The sequence below is a fragment of the Halomonas ramblicola genome (assembly GCF_030409215.1).
Lineage (GTDB): Bacteria > Pseudomonadota > Gammaproteobacteria > Pseudomonadales > Halomonadaceae > Halomonas > Halomonas ramblicola.
In genome coordinates this window covers 1-25,440 of the sequence record NZ_JAUFPL010000028.1, presented here as the reverse complement: position 1 = coordinate 25,440, position 25,440 = coordinate 1, and the positions used below count along the sequence as shown (strand labels likewise).

21 protein-coding genes are annotated in these 25,440 nt (G+C 60.8%); 17 read left to right on the top strand and 4 right to left on the bottom strand.

What is annotated here, in order from left to right; genetic code table 11:
• Positions 1-12 precede the first annotated feature (12 nt).
• The 17 genes from rfbC to QWY80_RS11110 all read left to right on the top strand — a co-directional run bounded on the left by rfbC (position 13) and on the right by QWY80_RS11110 (position 20,021).
• Complete coding sequence (rfbC, locus tag QWY80_RS11190) at positions 13-561, top strand: dTDP-4-dehydrorhamnose 3,5-epimerase (RefSeq protein ID WP_290231445.1); 549 nt, start codon at positions 13-15, stop codon at positions 559-561.
• 737 nt (positions 562-1,298) lie between these two features.
• On the top strand, positions 1,299-2,834 hold the full coding sequence (locus QWY80_RS11185) for an asparagine synthetase B family protein (RefSeq protein WP_290231443.1): 1,536 nt from the start codon (positions 1,299-1,301) through the stop codon (positions 2,832-2,834).
• Positions 2,835-3,083: 249 nt separating this feature from the next.
• Positions 3,084-4,820 carry a PQQ-dependent sugar dehydrogenase gene (locus tag QWY80_RS11180; RefSeq protein ID WP_290231441.1) on the top strand — a complete coding sequence of 579 codons (1,737 nt, stop codon included), beginning with the start codon at positions 3,084-3,086 and terminating at the stop codon, positions 4,818-4,820.
• A gap of 126 nt (positions 4,821-4,946) precedes the next feature.
• Positions 4,947-5,924 carry a glycosyltransferase family 2 protein gene (locus QWY80_RS11175; protein ID WP_290231439.1) on the top strand — a complete coding sequence of 326 codons (978 nt, stop codon included), beginning with the start codon at positions 4,947-4,949 and terminating at the stop codon, positions 5,922-5,924.
• Between the two features lie 328 nt (positions 5,925-6,252).
• On the top strand, positions 6,253-8,463 hold the full coding sequence (locus QWY80_RS11170) for a polysaccharide biosynthesis tyrosine autokinase (protein ID WP_290231437.1): 2,211 nt from the start codon (positions 6,253-6,255) through the stop codon (positions 8,461-8,463).
• A 16-nt stretch (positions 8,464-8,479) separates the two neighbouring features.
• Complete coding sequence (locus QWY80_RS11165; protein ID WP_290231435.1) at positions 8,480-9,541, top strand: EpsG family protein; 1,062 nt, start codon at positions 8,480-8,482, stop codon at positions 9,539-9,541.
• Positions 9,542-9,558: 17 nt separating this feature from the next.
• A complete protein-coding gene (locus QWY80_RS11160) occupies positions 9,559-10,359 on the top strand; it encodes a glycosyltransferase family 2 protein (protein WP_290231433.1) in 801 nt (266 codons plus the stop codon).
• Positions 10,360-10,926: 567 nt separating this feature from the next.
• On the top strand, positions 10,927-11,598 hold the full coding sequence (locus QWY80_RS11155) for a class I SAM-dependent methyltransferase (protein ID WP_290231431.1): 672 nt from the start codon (positions 10,927-10,929) through the stop codon (positions 11,596-11,598).
• Between the two features lie 51 nt (positions 11,599-11,649).
• Positions 11,650-12,822 carry a glycosyltransferase family 4 protein gene (locus tag QWY80_RS11150; RefSeq protein ID WP_290231429.1) on the top strand — a complete coding sequence of 391 codons (1,173 nt, stop codon included), beginning with the start codon at positions 11,650-11,652 and terminating at the stop codon, positions 12,820-12,822.
• 14 nt (positions 12,823-12,836) lie between these two features.
• Complete coding sequence (locus QWY80_RS11145) at positions 12,837-14,039, top strand: carboxylate--amine ligase (RefSeq protein WP_290231427.1); 1,203 nt, start codon at positions 12,837-12,839, stop codon at positions 14,037-14,039.
• A gap of 1 nt (position 14,040) precedes the next feature.
• A complete protein-coding gene (locus tag QWY80_RS11140; RefSeq protein ID WP_290231425.1) occupies positions 14,041-14,715 on the top strand; it encodes a sugar transferase in 675 nt (224 codons plus the stop codon).
• Between the two features lie 43 nt (positions 14,716-14,758).
• Positions 14,759-15,916 (top strand): DegT/DnrJ/EryC1/StrS family aminotransferase, encoded by a 1,158-nt coding sequence (locus QWY80_RS11135; RefSeq protein ID WP_290231423.1) that lies wholly within the window; start codon positions 14,759-14,761, stop codon positions 15,914-15,916.
• A 103-nt stretch (positions 15,917-16,019) separates the two neighbouring features.
• Positions 16,020-16,430: an SRPBCC family protein gene (locus tag QWY80_RS11130; protein ID WP_290231421.1), complete on the top strand. Its 411-nt coding sequence runs from the start codon at positions 16,020-16,022 to the stop codon at positions 16,428-16,430.
• Between the two features lie 110 nt (positions 16,431-16,540).
• Positions 16,541-16,693 (top strand): hypothetical protein, encoded by a 153-nt coding sequence (locus QWY80_RS11125; protein WP_290231419.1) that lies wholly within the window; start codon positions 16,541-16,543, stop codon positions 16,691-16,693.
• Positions 16,694-16,767: 74 nt separating this feature from the next.
• A complete protein-coding gene (locus tag QWY80_RS11120) occupies positions 16,768-17,763 on the top strand; it encodes an NAD-dependent epimerase (protein ID WP_290231417.1) in 996 nt (331 codons plus the stop codon).
• An 18-nt stretch (positions 17,764-17,781) separates the two neighbouring features.
• Positions 17,782-19,110 (top strand): UDP-glucose dehydrogenase family protein, encoded by a 1,329-nt coding sequence (locus tag QWY80_RS11115; RefSeq protein WP_290231415.1) that lies wholly within the window; start codon positions 17,782-17,784, stop codon positions 19,108-19,110.
• 2 nt (positions 19,111-19,112) lie between these two features.
• On the top strand, positions 19,113-20,021 hold the full coding sequence (locus tag QWY80_RS11110) for a LysR family transcriptional regulator (protein ID WP_290231413.1): 909 nt from the start codon (positions 19,113-19,115) through the stop codon (positions 20,019-20,021).
• A 70-nt stretch (positions 20,022-20,091) separates the two neighbouring features.
• Here the strand turns inward: QWY80_RS11110 and QWY80_RS11105 are convergent, their stop codons facing one another.
• Genes QWY80_RS11105 through QWY80_RS11090 form a run of 4 tightly spaced genes read right to left on the bottom strand, consistent with a single transcriptional unit; the run spans position 20,092 to position 25,060 of the window.
• On the bottom strand, positions 20,092-21,648 hold the full coding sequence (locus QWY80_RS11105) for an aldehyde dehydrogenase family protein (protein ID WP_290231411.1): 1,557 nt from the start codon (positions 21,646-21,648) through the stop codon (positions 20,092-20,094).
• Positions 21,645-22,553 carry an NAD(P)-dependent oxidoreductase gene (locus tag QWY80_RS11100; RefSeq protein ID WP_290231410.1) on the bottom strand — a complete coding sequence of 303 codons (909 nt, stop codon included), beginning with the start codon at positions 22,551-22,553 and terminating at the stop codon, positions 21,645-21,647. Before QWY80_RS11100 ends, QWY80_RS11105 begins: the two co-directional genes overlap by 4 nt.
• Before the next feature lie 12 nt (positions 22,554-22,565).
• Entirely contained in the window at positions 22,566-23,753 is a 1,188-nt protein-coding gene (locus tag QWY80_RS11095) for a M20 aminoacylase family protein (protein WP_290231408.1), read from the bottom strand.
• Positions 23,754-23,764: 11 nt separating this feature from the next.
• Positions 23,765-25,060, bottom strand: a complete 1,296-nt coding sequence (locus QWY80_RS11090; protein WP_290231406.1) for a DUF3100 domain-containing protein — start codon at positions 25,058-25,060, stop codon at positions 23,765-23,767.
• Between the last annotated feature and the right edge of the window lie 380 nt (positions 25,061-25,440).

Here is a 25,440-nt window from a genome sequence, read left to right as displayed (position 1 = left end):
AGGGAGGTGACGGTGAAATTCCTGGAAACCGAGCTGGCGGATGCCTGGCTCATCGAGACCGAGCCCCATGGGGACCAGCGCGGCTTCTTCGCACGAATGATGTGCGAGGAGACCTTTCGGCGCCATGGGCTGGAGTCTCGCTACGTGCAACAGAACACCTCCTATTCGAGCTCGAGGGGCACCTTGCGGGGACTGCATTTCCAGAAGCCCCCTCATGCCGAGGCCAAACTGGTCAGGTGCCTTCGTGGCAAGATCCTGGATGTCATCGTGGATATCCGCCGCGACTCTCCCACCTACCTGCGCCACCAGGGGTTCGAGCTGACCGATGTCAATCGTCGCCAGCTTTATGTGCCGCCGGGGTTCGCCCACTCCTTCATCACCCTCTGTGATGATGTCGAAGTCAGCTACCTGGTGTCGGCTGCCTATGCGCCGGAGGCGGAGGATGGCCTTCGCTATGATGACGTGAGCCTCGACATCCACTGGCCAATTCCCGTCCAGATGATCTCAAGCAAGGATGAGAGCTGGCCACTGATTCGCAATCGCTCCCATGCGCTGTTCTGAGGGCCGGCCATGGATATGATGCACGAACGTGACGGTCCGGTGGGCAGTGATCCTGACCGTACCTGCTCGATGCAGGAGGAATGCTGCGGGCCTTGAGCATTCGCTATTCCTTCCTGATTTCTACGGCCTTCTCGGAATGCGGTGACGTTACCAACACCCCGCTCCTTAGTCTGAAGCTCAATCGAATTGGTTACGGGGAGTGCCGGGGCTGCTTGCCCATGGCCTGGTGCCCGTGGATCGTGCCACCTTCGTGTCGATTCTGGTCCCTCGCGAGGTCCTGGTCGAGCGTGGTCTGCCGCTTTCCGAAATGTTCATCTGGGGGAAAATGTCGATTTCACCCTGAGGGTCACGCAGCAATACCCTGGCTACCTGATCGGTCCTAGCCGTGTCGTTTTTCTCCGCCAAGGGGCACGGGGCTACTGAGGATCATGAAAGAGACGAACCCTCGCCAGATTGGATACTTCAAGAATTACTATCGGAATAATATCTATATCGCCAGGAAGTATTATGCCGCCTACCGCTTGCTGGTCTCTGTGTTCAGAGCAATTTGGAGAAGTGGAAGGCTACTAGCCAACACTAAGCCAAGGCTCGCAATGATAGTGATGAAGGGAATCTGGGAAAGCTTCTTCTCCCATCCCGTTACTCCGCCTGCTAATTCACAAGCCAGTGAATGTGCGGTTCTTATCAAGGCCAAGGCCGAATAGAAGTCCATTCCACTATTCAAGGGAGAGCGTAAGGTGAACATCGCGAATGGTGTTTCCAGATTTAGTGGTTTGCTTTACAAGAGGCAGTTCGTGTTATCGAAATATCCACCAATATGCGACGGTAGATGGAGCTGCAATTCATTTGGTGACTATACTATATATACCCACCCTGACGATAAAAGCATTGTGCTGGATGCTCCGCGTGGCGGTTTTCAGGTTGCCATGGTTGGATACATGATAGACCCGTATAGTGATGAAAGCGATGACGAAGACATTCTTCTTGAAATAGCGAGTCAAGACTGCATCGCAGGGGTGATAGCTGTTCTCAAAAAAATATCTGGCCGTTTTGTTCTCTTTTTAAGGAGTCACGGAAAGATTCTTGTATTCCACGACCCGTGTGGACTGAAGAGCGTTTATTATACGGGGTGTGGTGGAAATGTGTTTGTGGGTTCCAGTCCAGGTGTTTTATCTGAGTTCATTGATGTTAAAAAATCCGAAGATTTTTCTCATTATCTGAGTACTAAGTATTACAGGAGTGATCGAGAGAACTGGCTGCCCAGTGGTATGAGCTTGTTCAAGAATGTTATGCATCTTGTCCCCAATCACTATCTGGATATGGCAACACTTTCTCAACATCGATATTATCCTGATCGCATGTTGGTTGATAACAGAGAGGAAGATTTAGCTGTTACGTCTGCCGAACTTCTTCGTGCACTGATGAAAGCGGCAAGAAGAAGGTACGAATTGGCTATCCCTATAACATCTGGATGGGATTCCAGGCTACTTTTCTGTGCTTCAAGAAGTTTTTCAAGTGAGAATTTTTACTATACCCTTCGCTATAGAGGAATGGACTCAAATTTTCCTGATCTCAAGGTTCCTGGCAAGATGTTGTCAAGATTAGGTCTCAAGCATCATGTCATAGATTGTAATAAAGATGTCCCCGGTAGCTTTATTGGTTTTTATGAAAGAAATGCTCCTCTTTCCCACTATGATGACTGGGGGAAAATGGCTTATGCAATGATGCTCGAATATCCTATGGAAAGACTTTGCATCAAGGGAAATGGCTCTGGAATATTAAAGTGTAGTTATTATAAGAGAAATGTGCTTCGCAAAGTGGAAAGTCACTATGACCTGTTAAATATAATTTATAAATGGAAGGGGTTGAACTATGCCGAGGCCGCTATACGGAGGTGGTACTCGGCGACGGCGCCCGTGGCAAAATATTACAACTTTCACATCTTGGATCTTCTTTATTGGGAGCACCGAATGGGAAGCTGGCAGTCACAAAGTCAACTTGAGTGGGGGTTTCTGCAAGAGACATTTACACCGTTCAATCATCGCCCCTTACTTGAAAGCCTGATGTCATCTCCTGCCTTTTGCAGGCTTCCACCAGAGTGCCCTGTTTTCAGGGACATGTGTACTTATCTCTGGGAGGATGCGATGGACTTCCCTGTAAATCCTTTGTCAAAAAAAGAAAGGATAAACAGTAAAGCAAAGAAGTTGCTGTGCAAGATAGGAGCGTATGAGTCTATAAGAAATCTCAGGAACCTGGTCTTGGAAGGCCGTTGAGATTATCTGTCAGGGAGGTGGAAGTGAATATGGGTTTCAATGATAATAAAGTACATATCAATCAGCTTGTTAGAAATGACAGGCTGTCATGTTTCATCCATGAAGCATCATATGGCTGTCGAGCTTATATCAAGTAATGGGAATCTAATGTCGTTTTGCTATCGCTGCCCCAACAGGAACTACACTTACTGCTGAGGCTGGGGTTTAATGTTTCATTGTGTGCATTATTATAAATATTAGGGTGTCTAAATGAGTAAAATCCTGATAGTCGTCGCCTTGTTACTTACTGGCGGCGCCACGGTCGCAGGATCGTTCTTCGCCGGGCATGTTGTCAGCACTTACAAGTTGCCGACTCATCAGTTCCTGCATGACCGAGGTCGCGAGTTGGTCCAAATCGTTAGATGGGTGAAAAAGGACCGGGATTGGGACCTGGATTGGATCATGGAGGGTCGTTACGCGGCCGAGATCAAAACTATCTTCCTGAGGCTTCGTGGGGACGGGGCCCGTGTGCCGGTAGAGCGTGAAGGAAATGGAGGGGGAATGACTTCGTTCGGCGACACGGTGCTGTTGGTCACCCATGAAGGGAGAATCTTTTCTGCCCGTTCGGCCAATGACGTTCGCGAAACAAGCATCAAGACTCCGGACAGTGGTTTTGATGGATACGTCGGGGTTTCCGAGATGGCGGAATATCAGGATTACGATCATGCCAATGTATTCGGGAGTTACCGATACAATGACCTCCTGTTTTTCGACACTCCGGCTGGGCGAGGGTTGGCTGTGTCCTATACCGAGTTTGACGATGATGCCGTCTGCTACCGCAATGCCATTGCCACATTGTCAATCGATGAGGGGGTTTCATACGTCGACCAGATCGAAGCTGAACCTGGGGATTGGAACATCCTTTATCGGTCCGATCCATGCCTGCCCCTGAAGCATCAACGCCGTGCTATCGAGCCTGAAATGGCTGGTGGCCGCATGGTTTTTTCACCACCATTCACAATCTACACCGCCAATGGAGATTATCACTGGGATGGAGTGCAAGGCCCTGAGGCCGTGTCCCAGAACTCTGACATGGATTATGGAAAAGTGGTGAGTATCGATCTGGAAACGGGTGAGGCACGCAATATCTCCTCGGGGCATCGCAATGTCCAAGGCATCGCTCTGGATCGTAAGGGGCAGCTATGGACGGTCGAGCATGGTTCTAGAGGAGGGGATGAACTTAACCGAATCGTGGAAGGCAATGACTACGGCTGGCCACAGGAAACCTTAGGCACTTCGTATGATGGTACGCCTTGGCCGTTGGCAATTTCATACGGCCATCACGACATCTTTACCGCACCCACCTTTGCCTGGCTGCCGTCGGTGGCGATCTCCGCCATGACGCGGATCGAAGGGTTCGACGATAGCTGGGATGGTGATTTGTTGATGGGGTCATTGAAAGACTTGAGCCTGCATCGCATACGAATACGTGACGATCGCGTCAAGTTTGTTGAGCCCATCCATATCGGCAAGCGGTTAAGACATGTGCATCAGCATACTGATGGAAGGCTTGTGTTATGGACGGATGACCATTATCTGATCTTCATGATGGTATCTGATAGTGAATCCTTCGAGGAGTTTGTCGATCGATTTTTTGATGAAAAGGGCTATGATGCCGAACAGTCTCAAAGGGTTCGTGAGGCTCTGGATGGTTGTATGAAGTGTCATTCTTTCGAGCCCAACGTTATCGGAAATACTGGAGAGGCTGAAACGCCTAATTTGAGTAGAGTGTATGGAAAGCCAATTGCATCAAGTGATTTTAAATACTACTCAACAGCTTTAACGGGGAAGAGCGGTAGATGGACGTCGGAGAATCTTGAAGCCTTCCTGACTGACCCCCAAGGGTGGGTGCCTGGTACCTTAATGCAGGGAGAAAATATCGATGATCCCTTCGTAGTCACCGAAATTGTTGGTCTACTGGAGGAGCTAGCCAAGGCTGATGAATGATCTATTTGCTTTGTACGCCAATACCTCGCCATTGACTGGCCGATCCCCGTCCAGGTGATCTCGAGCAAGGATGCAAGCTGGCCCCTGCTTCACAAACGTTATCATGCCTTGTTCTGAGGGTTGACGATGAATGCCAAATTTGAACATGGAGAGGTTGTGGTCATTGCGGTGATCCTCACCTATAATCGTAAGGACTTACTGGAGCGCTCCCTGGCGGCGGTGATGGCCCAGACCCGAGCCTGCGACCAGGTGCTTGTGGTGGATAATGCCAGCCAGGATGGAACATCAGAGATGCTGGCGGAGCGTGACTATCCCGGTGTGACCACTTATCGGCTCTCGCGTAATCGAGGCGCTGCCGGGGGGTTCAATGCTGGTTTCCGTCTTGCCTACCAACATGGTGCGAACCTGGTCTGGATGATGGATGACGATGTCATCCCCGATTCCGATGCCTTGGAGAGTTTACTGGAAGCGGGAGGCCTGCTGCGCGCCCTGAGTGCGCGTTATTCCTTTCTGATATCCACGGCTTTCTCGGAGAGCGGAGCCGTGACGAATACTCCCATCATCAGCCTGAAACCAAACCGAATCGGCTATCGCAACTGGCCATCGTTGTTGATGCACGGGCTGGTGCCGCTCGAGCGAGCTTCCTTCGTGTCGATCCTGGTCCCTCGAAGCGTACTGGATGAGTACGGTCTGCCGTTGTCGGAGATGTTCATCTGGGGGGAGGACGCCGAGTTCACCTTGAGGATTTCACGTAAGCATCCCGGTTATCTTGTCGGCAGCAGTCGCGTCGTTCACCTGAGACAGGAGGCCGGGCCGCTGAGCATCATGAAGGAAACGAATCCCGTCAGGCTGGGTTACTTCAAGAAGTATTACAGGAACAACATCTATATCGCCAGGAAGTATTATCCAGCTTACCGTTATCTGATCGCGCTCATCAGGGCTCTATGGTCCGGCAGCCGGCTGCTGGCCCGCGGAAAGCCAAGGTTGGCTATGGTGGTACTGAAGGGAGTGTGGGAGAGTATCGGCTTTTCGCCTACTACCCAGGCTATCGATTCGTCTATCGAGTCATTGGATCCCGGCTGTAAGGTGGTGTGTCGATCATGAGGATGCATGCAGTCACGGGCGGGGGGCCACCGTGTGGGTCGAGAAGTCCATTTGACCCTAGGTTGATGTTCATTACTAGGACTTGGGTGCCAGTCAAGCCTACGTCGGGTGAATGCCATCACACTTCAGCATGATGTTTCTCATCTTCAGGTTGTTAGGAAAAACAGAATGTGTCTGCTCAGTAACTATGTAACCTAATGGTGTCGCCGCCGTGGTTTTTTGTAAACCGAATCGGAGGCTGTATTCCAGGCCGTGCGAAGGTACTTTGGGGGCCAAGGCTGGCCAGTGAGCCATGGTCGAGGGACTAAAGTAGAGGTTCATTTTCCGAATGAATAAAGCTTCTATTGTCACCCAGACGCGAGACGAAGAGATCGATTTTCGTCGACTCTACGGTATTCTGGTCGACCGTCGGTGGAGCATCTTTTTCATCACGATGCTGTTCAGCCTGTGTGGCCTCGGGTACGTGCTGCTTGCTACTCCCATCTACCAAGGAGATGCACTGGTTCAGGTAGAGCACCGCTCGACTCTCAGTCCCCTGGGGGATGTCGGGCAGTTCTTTGGCAAGATGACCCAAGAGGCTGAGGCACTGACTTCGGCGGAGATCCAAATCCTCAAGTCACGCATGGTGCTGGGGCAGGTGGTGGACCGGCTGGAACTCGATGTTTCCACCAGCCCGCGTACTCTGCCGGTGATCGGCGGGTTCATCCTTCGCTATGGCATCCCGCGTCCCGACTTCATGCAGGGCAAGCCGTATGCCTTCGGCGACGAATCGATGTCGGTCGGGGTCTTCCAAGTGGCCGAGCACCTGCGGGGAACAACTTTTACGCTGCGTTCCCTGGGAGATGGCCGTTATGACCTCTTGTTCAACAAGGAGCCTCTCGGCAGGGGGGAGGTGGGCAACCTGCTGCAGGTTGGCGACGACATTACCCTGCGCATCTCCGACCTGGAGGCGGCCCCCGGCGTGGAATTCCACCTGATACGCCTGAGCCGGGCGGAGGCCATCGATTCCCTGGAGAGGCGGCTCGGCGTGGTTGAGGTCGGCGGTGGACGAGGGCCCAGTACGGGGATCCTCAACCTGACACTGACCGGTACCGAGCCAGGTGAGATTCGTGACACCCTGGATGCGGTGATTGAGACTTTCCTTACCCAGAACGTACAGCGTCAATCCGCCGAAGCGGAACAGAGCCTGGAGTTCCTGCGACAGCAGTCGCCCGAGTTGAAGAATCAGTTATCTGCCGCCGAGGAGCGTTTGAATAGTTACCGCTCCGAGATGAACAGCGTGGACCTTAACAGTGAATCCCAGGCAGCCATCGATCAGTACATCGAGATCGAGCGCCAGCTCAACGACCTCAACCTGGCCGAAACCGAACTGGCTGAGCGTTTCACCCCCAACCACCCCAGCTACCAGACACTGTTGCGCAAGAAACAGCAGCTGCAGAATGAGCGGGCTGAGCTGGACGAGCGGGTCAACGAACTGCCGGCGGCCCAGCAGGAAGTCGTCCGGCTGACTCGGGACGTCGAGGTGACCCAGGCCATCTATGTCAATGTGCTCAACAAGATGCAGGAGATGGAGGTGGCCAAGGCCGGTACGGTCGGCAACGTTCGTATCATCGACCATGCGCTGGTCAAGTCAAACCCGATCCAACCGGCCAAGAAAGCCGGCCTGGTGTTTGCCACCATACTGGGGGTGGTGGTGGCCACCGGCTATGTGCTGTTGCGCGGTCTGCTTCAGCGCGGGGTCGAAACTCCTGAGCAGATCGAGGCCCTGGGGCTGCCGGTATATGCCACGGTGCCCCTTTCCGAGGCCCAGAGCAGCCTTACCAAGCGTATAAGGTTCAAGAGCGAACGCCATAGCCAGGAGGTCACGGCGGGCCTTCTCGCTGAGCACAAGCCTGACGAGGTGGCGGTCGAGGCCGTGCGGGCTCTGCGCACCAGCCTGCATTTCGCGATGCTGGACAATCGTAGTAACCGCTTGGTGATCACTGGCCCCAGTCCCGGCACAGGCAAGAGTTTCATTGCCTTGAACCTGGCCGCCGTGTGTGCCCAGGCCGGCCAGCGGGTACTGATAGTGGATGCCGACATGCGCAAGGGGCATGTGCACATGGCCTTCGGAGGACACGGCGCCATGGGGTTGTCGGAGCTGCTCTCGAACCGCCAGGAACTGGATGAGGTAATCCGCTCCACCAGCGTGCCGTCGCTAGACTACATCAGCAGGGGATCGGTCCCACCCAACCCTTCGGAGCTCCTGATGCATGAGCGTTTCGGGCATTACCTGAAAGAACTGAGTGAACGGTACGACCTGCTCCTGATTGATACGCCGCCGGTCCTGGCGGTGACCGATGCGGCGGTAATCGCCAAGCAGTGCGGTACCACTCTGATGGTAGTGCGCTTCCAGCAGAACCCGCTGCGCGAGGTGCGCATCGCCCAACGTCGTCTGGAAATTTCCGGCGTAACCGTCAAGGGTGTGATCCTGAATGCCATGGAACGCAAGGCGGCGACCAGCTATGGCTACGGCTATTACAATTATGCCTACAAATGATAATAGCGGGTGGTTCATGCTACTCCCCCGCGATGACTGGCGAATTGAGAGAGCGTCTGCTTGGCAGGAAACTCCGATTCTGCCTCCTTCTCGGCTTTTCCTGATTGCCGCTATCTTGTTGATCAGCATAGTGGTGAGTTCGTTCGTGGCTAATCGTCCGCTCCACATAGGTGCGGATGCTGACGGATATATCAGTGTGTTTAATAGCCTTAACTATGGCCACTATACCAGGATATCGGAACCGTTATTTGTCGGGCTTGCGTTGGCGGTTGGTAGTCTGACTGGTAATTACAAGTTTTTCTTTTTTGCCTGTTCCCTGATTCTATTCTTTTCCAGCCTCTATGCGAACCATAGATTGATTAATCGTGTCGTCATGACTCCCTATCGAGGCAGGTATATTACCTACCTCGCCTTTGGGTTGCTTCTTTATTCCCCATTCTATTTTAATATGCATGTCAATATCCTTCGTCATGGAATGGCTGTACCCTTCCTGTTGCTGGGATATCTCATGGTGATGGAGAAGCGCTACCCTTCGGCTGCTTTGTTGCTTCTTGCTTCTCTGGGGTTTCATGCTTCATCGTTGATACATATTCTTCTCGTGCCATTGTTGTTTCTCAACCTGAGAATTCTAGTAGGGCTTTTCCTGGCATTCTCGGCCATTTATCTCGCCAATTTGTCGAGTGCCGTCTTGGGGCCAATATTTGCATTTCTTAATATGGCTTCATCATTTGAGACAATATCCGAGTATGGTGCCTCATCCGGCCATCGATCAGGAGTTCGGTTTGATTTCTGGTTGTTTACCACGTTTTTCGTGGGGCTGTCGGTAATGGCCGCATGGAGGAATGTCGTAGCAGAAGCTTTACCACGAGTCATGGTTACTTCTTCTATTCCATTCTTGCTGTTTGGTTATATTTCTTTCTCGGACAGGCTTCTCGTGTTCTCATGGTTTATCATCGCAGCAATAGTGGCCTGCTGCTCTTCCTGGATTTTGATGAATATTGAAAGGAATTTCTTGTTCGTTGTCGCGGTTTTATTGAACTTGGTAGCTATGGGGATGTTTATTGGGAAACTTTTCTGAAGCCATGGAGAGCATCGATGGATCAGGTTGAAGTATCTGTAATAATGACTGTCAAGAATGGGGCGAGATTCCTTGAGTCAAGCCTCTCTTCTGTTTTTTCGCAGACCTGTCCTCCGCAAGAGATCGTGGTGGTGAATGATGGCTCCGATGATGATACTTGGGAAGTACTCCAGAGATTGCGTCTCATGGCACCCATACCGGTTCAGCTATTGAATACGCAAGGGGTCGGTCGCTCGGCGGCGCTGAACCTTGCCGTCAGCCATGCCCGGTATTCGTGGCTGGCCAACATTGATGCGGACGACGTCTGGCTACCCGAAAAGCTGGAACAGCAGGCAATTGCGGTCAGGTTGTTTCCAGATGCAGATCTGGTCGTCACTGCCAGCCACATCGTTTATGGAGAAGTAGAAGTGAGGCTGGATGCCAGGGGAGCATTCTCAGTCACCCTACTGGGATGTGACAGCTTTTATATTCGTAACCCGATCAACCATAGTTCCATCCTTTTTTCACGGCGATTTTATGATCAGGTAGGGGGCTATGATGAGGCATTGAGCCGGCAGATAGATATCGACCTATGGGTTCGTGCACTTAGAGAAGGCTACGTATTCTATCGGGTCGATTTTCCGCTGACTATCAAGCGTCTTCACGATGGTCAGAGTTATGAATTTGGAAATCGCTTGGGATATACATTCAATTCGTTCAAGCTTAGCTTGAAAAAACTATGGCAGCTCAAGGCGCCTTTCTATTACCTTCCCATCCCGTTTGTTAAATTTATCTATGATAATCTGCCAAGAAACGTCAGGCGTCGTATTGCTCGTTAATACTGTTAGTTGAGTTTCATAGGAGATGATTGATTTAAACAAGGAGCCGGAGCAGCTTGAAATCGCCAAAAAATCCGCTTTTTTATCAATCCGGATCATCCGCGGGCTTATACGTACCCCCCCCGGTGCTTGTGAATAAAGTTGTTATTTATCTTGATATGTTTCTCTATAGTCTGTTTAGCACAGAAACAGCAGCTTTAATTCAGGATACAATTAAATATAGATATGGGGCTGTGGGAAAAGTTTTCCATGCAAGTCTTTATTCCCTTTTTTAAGCTGTTCCAGATAAAGCAAGAGTAAGAATGCTATTCTGAAGGTGATTAAAAGGCTTCCAAGCCTAAAAGCCTATCACATTCAATAAAAAATCCAGGAAAAGAAAATCTTTGATCGATATTCAGATGCTATAGCCATGGTGGATAAGTTGGCAGATAAAGGATACGTGAATAAATGAGTTTCATTTGTAAAATTTTTAGAAGCATTATGGGTGACGAGCTTGGCACTGAGACTTACTTCAGGAGACTTTGGGTTGTCTTATTGATTCCGTTGAAACCAATTGGAAAATAACTGATGATGAATACTCCAGTCGCAGCTATAAAGCCAGAAGATATCCCGAAATCCTATTATGATTTTTCCAGTTATAATTCCAAACAGAGGATGCTTACATACTGGTATCAACTTTCCATGATCCATGAATGTCATCCTCGGGATGTCCTGGAAATCGGGGTGGGAACGGGGCTGGTGGCTGCGTACTTGCGACACAATGGGATCCATGTCACGACCCTCGATATCAACTCCCAACTGAATCCGGACTATGTCGGTTCGATTCTTTCGCTGCCCGAAGGGCTTCCGATCGAGGCATTCGATATGGTGTTGTGCTCAAGGGTTCTTCATCATATCCCTTTTGACGATATGGAACGAGCGCTCTGCAACCTGTCGGCTCTGACGAAAAGGTATTGTCTGATCACCTTGCCGGTTAATGATTTTCGCGTCTACGTGATGTCGCGCATTACGTCTTCCTCCATTTCGACACTATCGCTACCGCTACCCTTGGCACTGAAAAAAGTTCTGGCCAGCTTGAGGGGGCGTGGCGGTGGTAGTGGTGTCTGGCAGATTAACTCGAGCCGTGAGACCTCCGAAAAGAAGGTGGTCGTTGTCATTGCGAGAAGGTTTAAAATCATAAAGATGTTCCGGATGCCTGAAGATCAGTCGCACATGATGTTTTTATTGGAAAAACAATAAATCAGTCTCTGATGCCTTGCACGCGCGCTGTCGATCTGGAGGTCTCCGGTTATGCCTGAGTGTGTCCTGTTTCGCGAGGTCGAGGGGGCGGTCACCCCCCGACGTGTACTGGTGATCGGGGGCGTAGCGCGCTCGCTGGTCAATTTCCGTGGTCCGTTGCTGCGGCTGTTGAGCGACCGTGGCCATCGGATCGTCGCGGCGGCCCAGCCGGACGCCGCCACTGAGGCCGTTAGCCGTGCGCTGGCTTCATTGTCGATACCCTTCGAAGCTCTGGCCATCGGGCGGGGTGGGCTCAATCCGCTGGAGGACTGGCGTACGGCACGGGCGATTCGTGCCTTGGTCGAACGTCACCAGCCAGAGGTGGTGATCGCCTATACCGCCAAGCCAGTGATCTACGGCGGCCTGGCGTCACGCGACCTGCCCGGGGTGCGCTTCTACCCGATGATCACCGGCCTGGGTTACGCCTTCTCCGAGGGTGGTGGCGTGAAGCGCACATTGCTGCATGGGGTGCTCTGCCGGCTCTATCGGCGTTCGCTTGGTCGGGCCCATACCATCATCTTCCAGAACCCAGACGACCAGGCGCTGTTCCGGACCCTGGGCTTGCTGCCGGCGGCTGCCCGTTCGGTGGTAGTCGATGGCTCGGGAGTTGATGTTGGGCTCTTTCCGCCGATTCCACTGCCGCGCGAACCGGTGTTTTTGATGCTGGCGCGGCTGATGGCCGATAAGGGCGTGCGTGTCTATGTAGAGGCAGCGCGTCTTGTTCGTTGGCGCCATCCCTGGGCGCGCTTCCAGCTGGCCGGGGCGCTGGACCCCAACCCCTCGAGCATTCGTCAGCGGGAACTCACGAGTTGGCAGCGGGAGGGCGTCATCGAGTATCTCGGCAAGCTGGAGCGAGTCCAGGAGGCGCTTGCCGCTTGCCGCTGCTACGTGCTGCCTTCCTGGTATCGCGAGGGCATTCCCCGCTCGGTGCTCGAAGCGATGGCCACCGGGCGGCCGATCATCACCACGGATACGCCTGGTTGCCGGGAGACGGTGGAGGCGGGCGTGAACGGCTTGCTGGTCAAGCCGCGTGATCCCCGGGCCCTGGCCGACGCCATGCTGGCCATGATCGACGCCGACGACTCGGTGGTGGAGGCCATGGGGCGGGCCAGCCTGGAGAAGGTGGCACGGCAGTACGACGTCCGGCGGGTCAATCGACGGTTGCTCGAGATTACCGATCTGTAGCTGCGGGGGGTGTCATGCGTGACGAAGCGACGGTGTTGTTGACCCACGGCTGGTGCCGCAGCAGCTATTCGGCGCTGCGCGGCCTGGCGAAGCAGGGAGTGCAGGTGGTGGTGGCCGACACCGCGAGGATCGGCATGTGTCAAGCGTCGCGCCTGGCCCATGCCCGCGGGGGGTACCGCTCGCCCTATGCCGATCCCGATGGCTTTGTGGCGGATATCGCCGAGCTCTGCCGTCGCCACGGGGTGGGGCTGATCATCCCCGGGCACGAGGAGGGCGAGCTGCTGGTCCAGGCCCGGGAGGCGGGACGCTTGCCGCCCGGCGTCGCCTTGCCCATGACCGACTCGACCAGTCTGGCGCTGGTCAACGACAAGGACCGCATGAGCCGCCTGGCCAGGGGGCTGCGCGTGGCGGTGGCGCCCATCGTCGAGTATCGTACTCCGGCCGAGGCCCAGGCCGTCACGGATCCGGACCGCTGGTACGTGGCCCGGGCGAGGCGTGGTAACAGTTCCAAGGGCGTGCGGTTTTCCCGGGGTGGCAAGGCGCTGGCCGGTGAGCTCGAGCGCATGGCCGTGGACTTTGGGCTCGACCAGGAACGCGCGCCGATCGTGCAGGAGCGGGTGACGGGCGACGGCTGGGGGGTCTCCTGCCTCTACTGGCACGGCCGCCGGATCGTCTCCTTCACTCACCGCCGTCTTCAGGAGAAGGTCTCGACCGGCGGGACCAGTACCCTGCGAGTTGGTGCTTCCAACCCGGTCCTGGAGGCGGATGCCCACCGCCTGCTCGACGCGCTGGACTGGCATGGCCTGGCGATGCTGGAGTTCAAGCATGACGCCGAGAGCGGACGCCACCATTTCATCGAGATCAACCCGCGGCTGTGGGGCTCTATCGATCTCTCGCTAAGTTCGGGCGTGAACTTCGCCTGGTTGCTCTACCTGGCCGAAACCCGTGGGCTTGAGGCCGCGCTGGAAGCGGCTGGGCCGGCACGTGACGGGGTGGTGGAGAGGTGGCTGCTGGGCGATGTGATCCGCCGTCTCGATCTACTGCGGCGGGGCCGGCTTGCGGAGGCCCTGCGGCTGCGTGACGGGATGAGGGCCGATGCCTTCGACGACTTCAAGCTCGACGACCCGCTCGTGCTGTTCGGCGAGGCGTTCTACTACCTGGCCAAGGGGATGAAGACCCAGAGCATGAACCCTCTCGAAGCCGGGATGGTGCGCTGAGATGGCCCTGCTCGAGCGGCAACTGGGCGAGAGGCCGGCGGGGTGTGGGGCCGCCGGGCTGACGCCCGGGCAGCGTGGCTTGAAGCGCGCCTTCGACTTGGTGGTGTCACTGCTGCTGCTGGCATTGCTGTTGCCGGTGATCCTGCTGGCGGCCTGGGCCGCGGCCCGGGACACCGGTGCTTCCGGTTTCTTTCTGCAGGAGCGCATCGGACGCGGAGGGCAGCCGTTCCGGGTGGTCAAGCTGCGCACCATGCGGCCGCTGGCTGGCTCCACGGTGACCACCCTGGGGGATCCGCGCATCACTCGATTCGGCCGCCTGCTGCGCCGCTCGAAGCTCGACGAATTGCCACAGCTGTTCAACGTGTTGGCTGGCCAGATGAGTTTCGTCGGCCCGAGACCCGACGTGCCGGGGTTTGCCGATGCCCTGGGCGACGAGGAGCGGGTGATCCTCTCGGTACGGCCCGGCATCACGGGGCCGGCGACGTTGAAGTATCGCAACGAGGAGGCGCTTCTGGCCGGCGTGGCCGCCCCGGAACGCTACAATCGCGAAGTGATCTTCCCCGACAAGGTGAGGCTCAACCGCGACTATGTCCGGCACTGGTCCTTCACCATGGACCTGGTCTACCTGTGGCGCACGGTTTTCCCGGCGCCGTATCGCGAGAAGACGGATGCCTGAGGCGCCGCGACTGGAAGGGCGCCCGAGGCGCCGGGAGGAGTGAATGGAAGGCTGGCCATGTTTCGAGGAGGATGAACTGCAGGCGGTGAGCCGGGTGCTGCTCTCCAACCGGGTCAACTACTGGAGTGGCGAAGAGGGGATCTCCTTCGAGCGGGAGTTCGCCGCCTTCCATGACGTGCCCCATGCCATCGCCCTGGCCAACGGCACCGTGGCCCTGGAGTTGGCGCTTCACGCCTTGGGTGTCGGCCCCGGTGACGAGGTGGTGGTGACGCCGCGCAGCTTCATGGCCTCGGTTTCCTGCGTGGTGGCCCGGGGCGCGCGGCCGGTGTTCGCCGATGTCGATCCCGATTCCGGCAACCTGACTGCCGAAAGCGTGCGTGCAGTGCTCACGACGCGTACCCGGGCGATCATCGCCGTGCACCTGGCCGGCTGGCCCTGCGACCTGGATGCGCTGAGGGCGCTGGCCGACGAGGGCGGCCTGTGGTTGATCGAGGACTGCGCCCAGGCCCATGGCGCCACCTGGCGAGGTCGCCTCGTGGGCAGCGTCGGCGATGCCGCGGCCTTCTCCTTCTGCACCGACAAGATCATCTCCACCGGCGGCGAGGGGGGCATGCTGCTGCTGCGTGACGAGAAAGCCTGGCGGCGCGCCTGGAGTTACAAGGATCACGGCAAGTCCTGGGAGGCGGTACACGCCAAGCACCCCCCGGGCTTTCGCTGGTTGCACGAGAGTTTCGGCACCAACTGGCGGCTCACCGAGATGCAGTCCGCGATCGGCCGGGTGCAGCTGCGCAAGCTGCCGGCCTGGAACCGGGCGCGGCGAGCCAATGCCGAGCGGATCTGGGCCGCGGCGCGGGCCTGTCCGGGGCTGCGGGCGCCCCAGCCGCCGCCCCATCTCGAACACGCCGCCTACAAGGCCTATGTCTTCGTGGAGCCCGAGCGACTGTGCCCGGGCTGGGATCGCGACCGCATCCTCGCCGAGATCGTGGCGGCCGGGGTGCCCGGCCTGTCCGGTTCCTGCTCCGAGATCTACCGAGAGAAGGCCTTCGAGGGCAGCGGGTGGGCTCCGGAGCGGCCGTTGCCGGTGGCCAGGCGGCTGGGCGAGACGGCGCTGATGTTCCTCTGCCATCCCACGCTCACCGAGGCCGAAGTGGCGTTGACCTGCCGGGTGCTGGGGGAGGTGATGCAGCGCGCGGCGCGATGACCAGAATGAATGCCTTGCAACCGAACGCCGGTGTGGACATGGTGATGGCTCCCGCTCGAAGATACGCAATGGGAAACCCCTCGACAAGGAGCCCAGGGAGCGCATGGCCACCATCGAACACCGCACGATACTCAAGGCCCCCCCGGAGCGGGTCTTCGCCCTGCTGGAGCGGGTCGAGGACTTCGCGGACTACTCCGACCTGATCCACAGCATCGAATCCCTGGGCGAGGGGCGCTACCGCTGGCACGTGCAGGCCGTGGGACGCGACTGGCACTTCGACGTGGCGATCACCGAATGCCGCGCCCCCGAGGTGCTGGCCTGGGAGTCGCTGGAGGGGGTGGAGAACCAGGGCTGCTACCGCCTGACGCCGGTGGAGGAGGGCACCGAGGTGGCGCTCACCCTCAACTACACCCTGCGCAACAAGCTGGTGGAGAAGGCGGTGAACCGGGCCGCCTCGCCACTGGTGGGGCGGGTCAGCCGGCAGATCCTGGAGCGGGTCGAGGCCAGGCTATGAGCCGGGCCGTATGGATCGGTAAATTCTATTAGGCGGCTATCTATCTGCTCGGCACCGGCGCGGCTATCATGGAGTCGATGAGGCCACCGGCCTCTGCCGAGGATACCTCCATGCTCATGGTGTTGTTCTGGTGCTTCGCCGCGCTGGCCGCCCAGCTGGCGCTGCTTCACTACATCGACCTACGGGTCGCCCGCATGAAGCGTCTCGCTCCCGAGGGGGCCGAGGAAGCCGCCGACTCTACCGGCCCCGAGCGGCCGGCCTAGGCAGTCCGGATTGGTGCCGATGGGCGCCGGCTTGGTATCCTTAGCGCCATACCCGTCCATCGCGAAGACCCTCTATGAAACTGCTGATCACCGGCATGGCCGGCTTCATCGGCCATGCCGTGGCCAGGCGGCTCGCCGACCAGGGACACCAGATCGTCGGCATCGACAACCTGAGCGACTACTACGACGTCTCGCTCAAGCGCGCGCGCCTCGACGACCTGGCCGAGTTGCCGGGGGTACGCTTCCAGCGGCTGGATCTCGTCGATCGCCCGGGCATGGAAGCGCTGTTCACCGAGCATGGCTTCGACGGCGTGATTCACCTGGCGGCGCAGGCCGGCGTGCGCTATTCGCTGGAGAATCCCCACGCCTACGCCGACAGCAACCTCGTCGGGCATCTCAACGTGCTCGAGGGGTGCCGCCGGCACGGGGTCCGGCACCTGGTCTACGCCTCCTCGAGTTCGGTGTACGGCATCAACGACAAGGTCCCGTTCTCGACCCGTGATGCCGTCGACCACCCCATCAGCCTGTACGCCGCGACCAAGAAGGCCAACGAGCTGATGGCGCACAGCTACGCCCACCTCTACGGCATTCCCACTACGGGGCTGCGCTTCTTCACGGTCTATGGCCCCTGGGGGCGCCCCGACATGGCGCCCTTCAAGTTCACCAAGGCGCTGCTGGAGGGGCGGCCGATCCGCGTCTTCAACCATGGCGACATGTCGCGGGACTTCACCTACATCGACGATATCGTCGAGGGGGTGGCGCGGATCCTCGAGGTGATCCCCGCGGGTGGCGGCGACACGGCGCATGCCGACACCAGCAGCGCGCCCTATGCCTTGCACAACATCGGCCACGGCAGCCCCATGGCGCTGATGGACTTCATCCGCGCCATCGAGGAGGCCACCGGCGTGAAGGCCGAGTGCGATTTCCAGCCCATGCAGCCCGGCGACGTGCCGCGCACCTGGGCGGACACCCAGTCGCTGTTCGAGGCCACGGGCTACCGGCCGCGGGTATCGGTGGCCGAAGGCGTGGCGCGCTTCGTGGCGTGGTATCGTCGTTTCTATAACGTCTAACGGTTCACGGTGACCCTAGTGAAGATCACGATTTTCGGAAGCGGATACGTCGGCCTGGTGACGGGGGCCTGCCTGGCCGAGGTGGGCCATGACGTCCTGTGCATGGACGTGGACGAGGGCAAGATCCAGCGCCTGCGCGATGGCGAGGTGCCGATCTACGAGCCCGGCCTCGAGAGCATGCTCCGGCAGAGCATGGCGGCCGGCCGCCTGCAGTTCACCACCGACGCGGCCGAGGCGGTGGCCTTCGGTATCCTGCAGTTCATCGCCGTGGGCACCCCGCCCGACGAGGACGGCAGCGCCGACCTGCAGTACGTGCTGGCGGTGGCCGACACCATCGGCGAGCACATGAGCGAATACAAGGTGGTGGTCGACAAGTCCACCGTGCCGGTGGGCACCGCCGACCGGGTCCGCGGGGCCGTGGCGGCGGCGCTGGAACGGCGCGGCGTGACGCTGGACTTCGATGTCTGCTCCAATCCGGAATTCCTCAAGGAAGGGGCGGCCATCGACGACTTCTCGCACAGCCCGCGTATCGTGGTGGGCACCGACGCCGAGCGGGTCAAGGAACTCATGCGCGAGTGCTACGCGCCCTATATCCGCCTGCACGACAAGCTGATGTTCATGGACATCCGCTCGGCGGAGCTGACCAAGTACGCCGCCAACGCCATGCTGGCCACCAAGATCAGCTTCATGAACGAGATCGCCAACCTGGCCGAGCGGCTGGGCGCCGACATCGAGCAGGTGCGCCGCGGCATCGGCTCCGACCCGCGCATCGGCTACCACTTCATCTATCCCGGCTGCGGCTACGGGGGGTCCTGCTTCCCCAAGGACGTGCAGGCGCTGTCGCGCACGGCCGACGAGGTGGGCTACCGGGCCGAGCTGATCGGCGCCGTGGAGGCGGTGAACCGCCGCCAGAAGCAGACGCTGTTCGACAAGCTCTCCAGCGGCCTGGGCGGCGAGCTGGCCGGCCGCACCATCGCGGTGTGGGGCCTGGCCTTCAAGCCCAACACCGACGACATGCGCGACGCGCCCAGCCGCACCCTGATGGAGGCGCTGTGGGCGGCCGGTGCCAAGGTGCAGGCCTACGATCCCCAGGCCATGAAGGAGTGCCGTCGGCTGTATGGCGAGCGTGACGACCTGCTGCTGGCCGGCGACCGGGTCCAGGCGGTCAAGGGCGCCGATGCGCTGGTGATCTGCACCGAGTGGAAGGAGTTCCGCGCCGTGGATTTCGCCTGGCTCGCTCAGCAGCTGTCCCGGGGCGTGGTCGTCGACGGCCGCAACCTCTTTGAACCCGAGGCGATGCAACAGGCCGGGCTGCGCTACTGGGGCGTCGGGCGCGGCATGAGCTGAGCATGGAGATTCCCCATCAGCGCCTGATCTACTTCCAGCTGACGGTGGAGACCGGCTCGATCCGCGCCGCGGCCTCGCGGCTGGACATCGCCCCCTCGGCGGTGAGCCGGCAGATCGGGCTGCTGGAATCGGCGCTGGACGCCACCCTGCTGGAGCGGCGGCGCGACGGCGTGCACCCCACCCCGGTGGGCGACATGCTGCTCGACTACTGCCAGCGACGCACCATGCTGGATCGCCGCTTCAGCGATGCCCTGGATGCCTACCAGCGCCTGGAGACGGGGCAGATCACGCTGTGCGTGGGGGAGGGCTTCGTCGGCGACCTGATCGACCACCCGTTGCGCGAGTTCACCGAGGCGCATCGCGGCATCCGCCTGGAGATCGATACCGGCAGCACCCGGCAGATCATCGAGTCGGTGGTCAACGACGAGGCGCACATCGGCCTGATGTACCACGAGCAGGTGCATCCCCACCTGCGCTTCTGGCACTCGACCCGCCAGCCCCTGGTGCTGCTGATGGCGCCGCAGCATCCGCTGGCGGCGAGCGACGAGCCGCTCACCCTCGACGCCCTGGCCGAGCACCCGCTGGCGCTATGGCACCCGGGCCACGGGGTGCGCGAGCTGGTCGACCTGGCCTTCCGCGAGGCCAACCATCGGCCCATCGTGGCCATCCAGACCGGCTCGCTGGAGGTGCTCAAGCACTCGGCGCGGGCCTCGCTGTGCGTGACGCTGCTGCCGCGCTTCGCCGCCGCCCGCGAGCTGGAGGAGGGCACCCTGGTGGCCCGCGACGTGGTGGGCAAGCACTTCAGCGAGGCCAATGCCCACATGGTCACCCGCATTGGGCGGCGCATGCCGCGGGCCGGGCTGCAGCTGCTGCGTCACCTGCAGCACTGGATGAGCGCCTTCCGCCTATAGCACCGCAGGAGGGAGCGGTCCGGCGCTCAGGCTCCGCTTCGCGATGGAGGCCGCAGGCCTCCCGGTGGTGTTAACCCTCGCCGCTGCCGTAGCCCATGGCGGCGCTGGCGTTGGGGGCGGTCTCCACCCAGACGCTGCGCGTGGTGGTGTACTCGCGCAGGCCGTCGGTGCCGCTGGAGCGCCCGTAGCCACTGTCGCCGAAGCCGCCGAAGGGCGACATCACGTTGATGCTCTTGTAGCCATTCACCCAGACGGTGCCGGCGCGCAGCTGGTGGGCGACGCGCAGTGCCTTGCCGGTGTCGCGGCTCCACACCGCGCCGGCCAGCCCGAAGCGGGTGCCGTTGGCCAGCTCGATGGCCTCCTGCTCGTCGCGGAAGGTCATCACCACCAGCACCGGCCCGAACACCTCCTCGCGGGCGATGGCCATCTCCGGGGTCACGCCGGTGAGGATGGTGGGGGCGAGGAAGTAGCCGTCGGTGGCCTCCTCGGGCAGGCCCTCGGGGCGGCCGCCACCGGTCAACAGCTGCGCCCCCTCGGCCAGCGCCTCGTCGATCAGCCGGCGCACCCGCCGATACTGGGCGGCGTTCTGCAACGGGCCCATCCGCGTCGTTTCATCGCCGGGCAGGCCCACGGCGATGGCGTCGGCGGCCCGGGCCAGGCGTTCGCTGAAGTCGGGCGCCAGGCCCTCCTGCAGCAGCAGCCGCGAGCCGGCCACGCAGCTCTGCCCGGCGGCGGCGAAGATCGCCGCCTGGGCGCCGGCCACGGCGTCGTCCAGCACGGCGTCCTCGAAGACCAGGTTGGCGGACTTGCCGCCCAGCTCCAGCACGCTGGGCACCAGGCGGCGGGCGCCGGCCTCGGCGATCAACCGCCCGGTCTCCGGCGAGCCCACGAACACCAGCTTGGCGATGTCGGGGTGGGTAGTCAGGGCGCCGCCGGTGGTGGCGCCGAGGCCGTTGATGATGCCAATCAGCCCCGCCGGCAGGTCGCCGGCGCGTTCCAGCAGCATGGCCAGCAGCACCGAGGTGAGCGGGGTGAGCTCCGAGGGCTTGAGCACGGCGGCGTTGCCCGCCGCCAGGGCCGGGGCGAGCTGCCAGCCGCAGGTGAACAACGGCGCGTTCCAGGGCGTGATCTGGCCCACCACGCCATAGGGCACGCGCTGCACATAGTTGAGGTGGGTGCTCGGTACCTCGATCACCTCGCCATGCTGCTTGTCGCACCAGCCAGCGTAGTACTCGAACATCTCGCGCACCTTGTCCACCTCGCCGCGACAGTCGCGCCGCGGCTTGCCGGCGATCAAGCTCTCCAGCTCGGCGAGGCGCTCCTCGTGGCCGGCCAGGCCGCTCGCGGCCCGCTGCAGTCGGCGGCCGCGCTCGCTGGCACTCAGCGCCATCCACTCGCGCTGGGCGCGCCGCGCGGCCTCCACCGCCAGGGCCACGACCTCCTCGCCGGCATCCCGATAGCCGAGCAGCGGCAGGTCGGTGACCGGGTCCTGCAGGGTGATGGTGTCGCCGGTGCCGGCGGTGAGTCCGCCGTTCACCCAGTTGGCGCTGGGCAGGTGCGGGTCCATCCCGTAGGCGTCGAGCAGTTGGGCCAGGCGCTCGCGGGCCTGCTGGTTCAGGGCGTTCATGCGGGGCTCTCCTCCTCGAGGCTGGCGGCATGCCGGTCGGCCGCTTCCAGCAGCCGGGCGGTGATGCGGTTGAAGTCCTCGGCGTCATCGAGGCCGTGGCGCTCGTCGTGCCAGGCCTCGACGACCTGCTCTAGCAGCCCGCCGGATAGGTCCAGGTCCCGGGCGGCCTGCTGCGCCAGGCGCAGGTCCTTGCGCATCAGGCCCATGGTGAAGCCGGAATCGAAACCGCCGGAGAGGATCCAGCGCGGGAAGTTGACCTCGCTGACGGCGCTGCGGCCGGAGCCGCTGTTGAGGCCGTTCAGGCAGGCCTCGGGGTCGACCCCGGCGCGCTGGGCCATGGCCACCGCCTCGGCGGTGGTCAGCAGGTGGGCGGCGCACAGGTAGTTGTTGGCGAGCTTGACCACATGGCCGCTGCCGGCCGCGCCGACATGGGTGATGCGGGCCGCCATGGCTTCCAGCAGCGGGCGGGCGCGCTCCAGGTCGGCCGTCTCGCCACCCACCAGCATGCCCAACTGGCCGCTGTGGGCGCCGCTGGGGCCGCCGCTCACCGGGGTGTCCAGCCAGGCCAGGCCGGCCTCGGCCACCTTCGCGGCCAGCTGGCGCGACTCCGCCGGGTCGCCGGTGGAGGTGTCGATGATCAGGCTGCCGGCGGGGGCACGTTCCAGCAGGCCCGGGCATCGCTCCAGCACCTCGCGCACTTGGGCCGAGGTGGGCAGCGACAGGAGGTAGGCGTCGCTCGGCGCCAAGGCCTCGGGCGCGGCGGTGGCGATGCCCTCGGCGGCCAGGCGCTCGCGGGCCTCGGTGGCGATATCGCTGCCCTGCACGGCGAAGCCGGCGCGATGCAGGGTCATGGCCATGCCTCGGCCCATGTTGCCCAGGCCGATGACGGTAACGGTCTTGATCACGGGGAACTCCTGTCAGGGGGTGTCCGGATGGCGGGCGAGCAGGGTGCGCACCAGCTGCACCCAGTAGTCCACGCCGAGCGGCGTCAGGGCGTCGTTGAAGTCGTAGTGGGGATTGTGCAGGGCCGCGCTTTCCTCGCCGTTGCCCAGCCAGATATAGGCGCCGGGGCGTTCGTTGAGCATGAAGGCGAAGTCCTCCGAGGCCATGCTGGGCGGCAGGTCGCGATGCACCCGGGTGATCTCCGGCATGGCCTCGAGCACCGCGGCACAGCGCCGGGCGTGCTCGGGAGTATTGAAGGTCGCCGGGTAGCGCTGCTGGTAGTCGAGGTCGACCTCCAGGCCGTGGAAGCGCGCCTGGGCCTCCACGGCATCGCGGAAGCGCTGCGCCAGGCGCTGGCGCAGCGTCTCGTCGAAGCAGCGCAGGGTGCCGCGCAGCTCCACGTCCTCGGGGATGACGTTGAAGGCGTCGCCGGCATGGAATTGGGTGACGCTGAGCACCGCCGTCTGGTGGGCCGGCGTCTCGCGGCTGATCAGCCCCTGCAGCTGGCTGACCAGCTGGCAGGCGGCGAGGAGGGTGTCGCTGCCTAGGTGGGGCATGGCCGCGTGGCAGCCGTTGCCCCTGAGCCTGAGGGTGAAGACGTCGAAGGCGGCCATCACGGCGCCGTCGTGCACCGCGGCCTCGCCCACCGGCAGCCCCGGCCAGTTGTGCACCCCGTAGATGGCGTCCATCGGGAAGCGCTCGAAGAGGCCCTCCTCGACCATCACCCGGCCGCCGCCCTCGCTTTCCTCGGCGGGCTGGAAGATGAAGTGGACGCGCCCGGCGAAGTCGGGCTGCCGGGCCAGGCGACAGGCCGCGCCCAGCAGCATGGTGGTGTGGCCGTCGTGGCCGCAGGCGTGCATCTTGCCCGGGGTCCGGGAGGCGTAGGGCAGGGCGTTGGCCTCGGTGACGTCCAGGGCATCGATGTCGGCGCGCAGGCCGATGGTCGGGCCCGGGCCGAGGCGTCCCTCCAGGGTGGCGACGATGCCGGTGCCGCCGCCCAGGCCGGTGACGAACTCGAGGCCCGCCTCGCCGAGGATCTCGGCGATCCGCCGGCTGGTGCGGTGTTCCGCGAAGGCCGTCTCCGGGTGGCGGTGGAAGTCGTGCCGCCACTCGCGCAGGATCTCGGCATCGATGGCGGGCACGGCGGTTGCGGTCAGGGTCATGGCGTCCTCGTTCACAGCAGCAGGTCGGCGATCATGGCGGAGGCGACGAAGGTGCCGGTGAACACCAGCAGGGCGATCAGCACCAGCTTCCAGCCGGCCTGGCGGAACATGGCCAGCTCGCGAGTGGAGAGCGCCAGGCCCGCATAGGCCAGCACCGGGGTGACGATGGCCAGGAAGCTGACCGCACTGAGTTGGTCGACCAGCCAGGCGTTGCCCGGCACCCACGGCAGGGTCAGCAGGATGCTGACCAGCGAGACCCAGGCCACCCCCGGCAGGTAGAAGGGCGCGTAGCGGGTCACCACCAGGCCGATCATGGTCATCACGTAGAGGATCAGCATGCCCGGCAGCGCCTCGATCAGGCCGGCACCGTTGATGGTATTGGCGACCCAGGCAACGGCGCAGGCCGCGGCCATGACGATGGCGGTCTTGCCCAGGTTGCGTTCCGGGCGCTCCTCCTCGGGGGCCTCGCTCGCCTCTGCGGTGGCGTTGACCTGGGCGCCCACGGGCTTGGCCTGGCGCTTGCCGGTCAGCAGGGTGTAGAGCCTCTCGGCGATGGGCAGGGCGACGAACAGCGACAGGTAGAGGCCGGTGGCATAGGTCATCAGGTTGCTGGCGCCGGCGAAGGCGAGCAGCTCGTCCTTCATCTCCGGCAGCGAGCCGGCGATGGCCGCCGAGCAGGCCGCGACCATGCTGCCGCTGCCCACGCCGCAGGCCATGGCCAGGGCGCGCGGGTCGAAGATGTCCAGCGAGGTCAGGTAGCCGGCCATCAGCGCGAACCATAGGGTGCCGAACATGGTGCCCACCACATAGGTGCCCATCACGCCGATGCCTTCGGGGCCCTTGAGGCCGTACTTGTCGGAGATCACCGCGATGTTGGGCTCGCGGGCGATGGAGTAGGTGGCGCCGATGGCCTCGCGGCCCATCTTGAACACCAGCACGGCCACCGGCAGGGCGATCAGCATGGTGCCCAGGTTGCCCAGCTCCTGGAGGACCAGCGCCGGCCCGGCGTTGATGAGGTCCTCGATGGCGGGGCCGATGGTCGAGCCGAAGCGGGCGATGAACGGCAGGATCGACAGCAGGATCAGCGGCCCGGCCGCCTGGCTGACGCGGTTCGGGATGAACCTGCCGGCGGTGCGCGTCACGTTGGGGTTGACGAGCACGCCGATGATGAAGGCGTAGAAGAGCGGCAGCAGCAGCAGGGTGCCGGGGCCCATGGGCACCCGCAGGATGCCGATGGCTTCGGAGATCAGCGAGACGAGGATGACCAGCGCATGGAGGCGCCAGTCCAGCAGCTTGGAAAGGGGCATGGGTCGTCCTTCCGGGTCGGTTTGTGATTGTTGCTATACCAGCAGCGTACCCATCGGAGTATTGTGAAGCCCCCTGCGCTAATGAAAGACGAGTGGTGTTGCAGTTATTAGAACACTTTGGGGTCAGACCCTTAAATTCGCTTTGGGGTCAGGCCCCTAAATGTACCGTCGTTGATGACACCACCGAGCGCCGGGTGGCGCCGACATGTAGGAGGGCACGGTCCGACGTTTCGGCTCGTTGAGCGATGGAGGCCGCAGGCCTCCTGGCGGTATCCACCGGCGCCCCCGAGTTCGACAGATAGAAGCGTAAACCACTGATTAGCCTGGAAACGCGTTTTCAAAATTGGCACTACAAGCGTGATGCGGCAGGTGCCGGCACG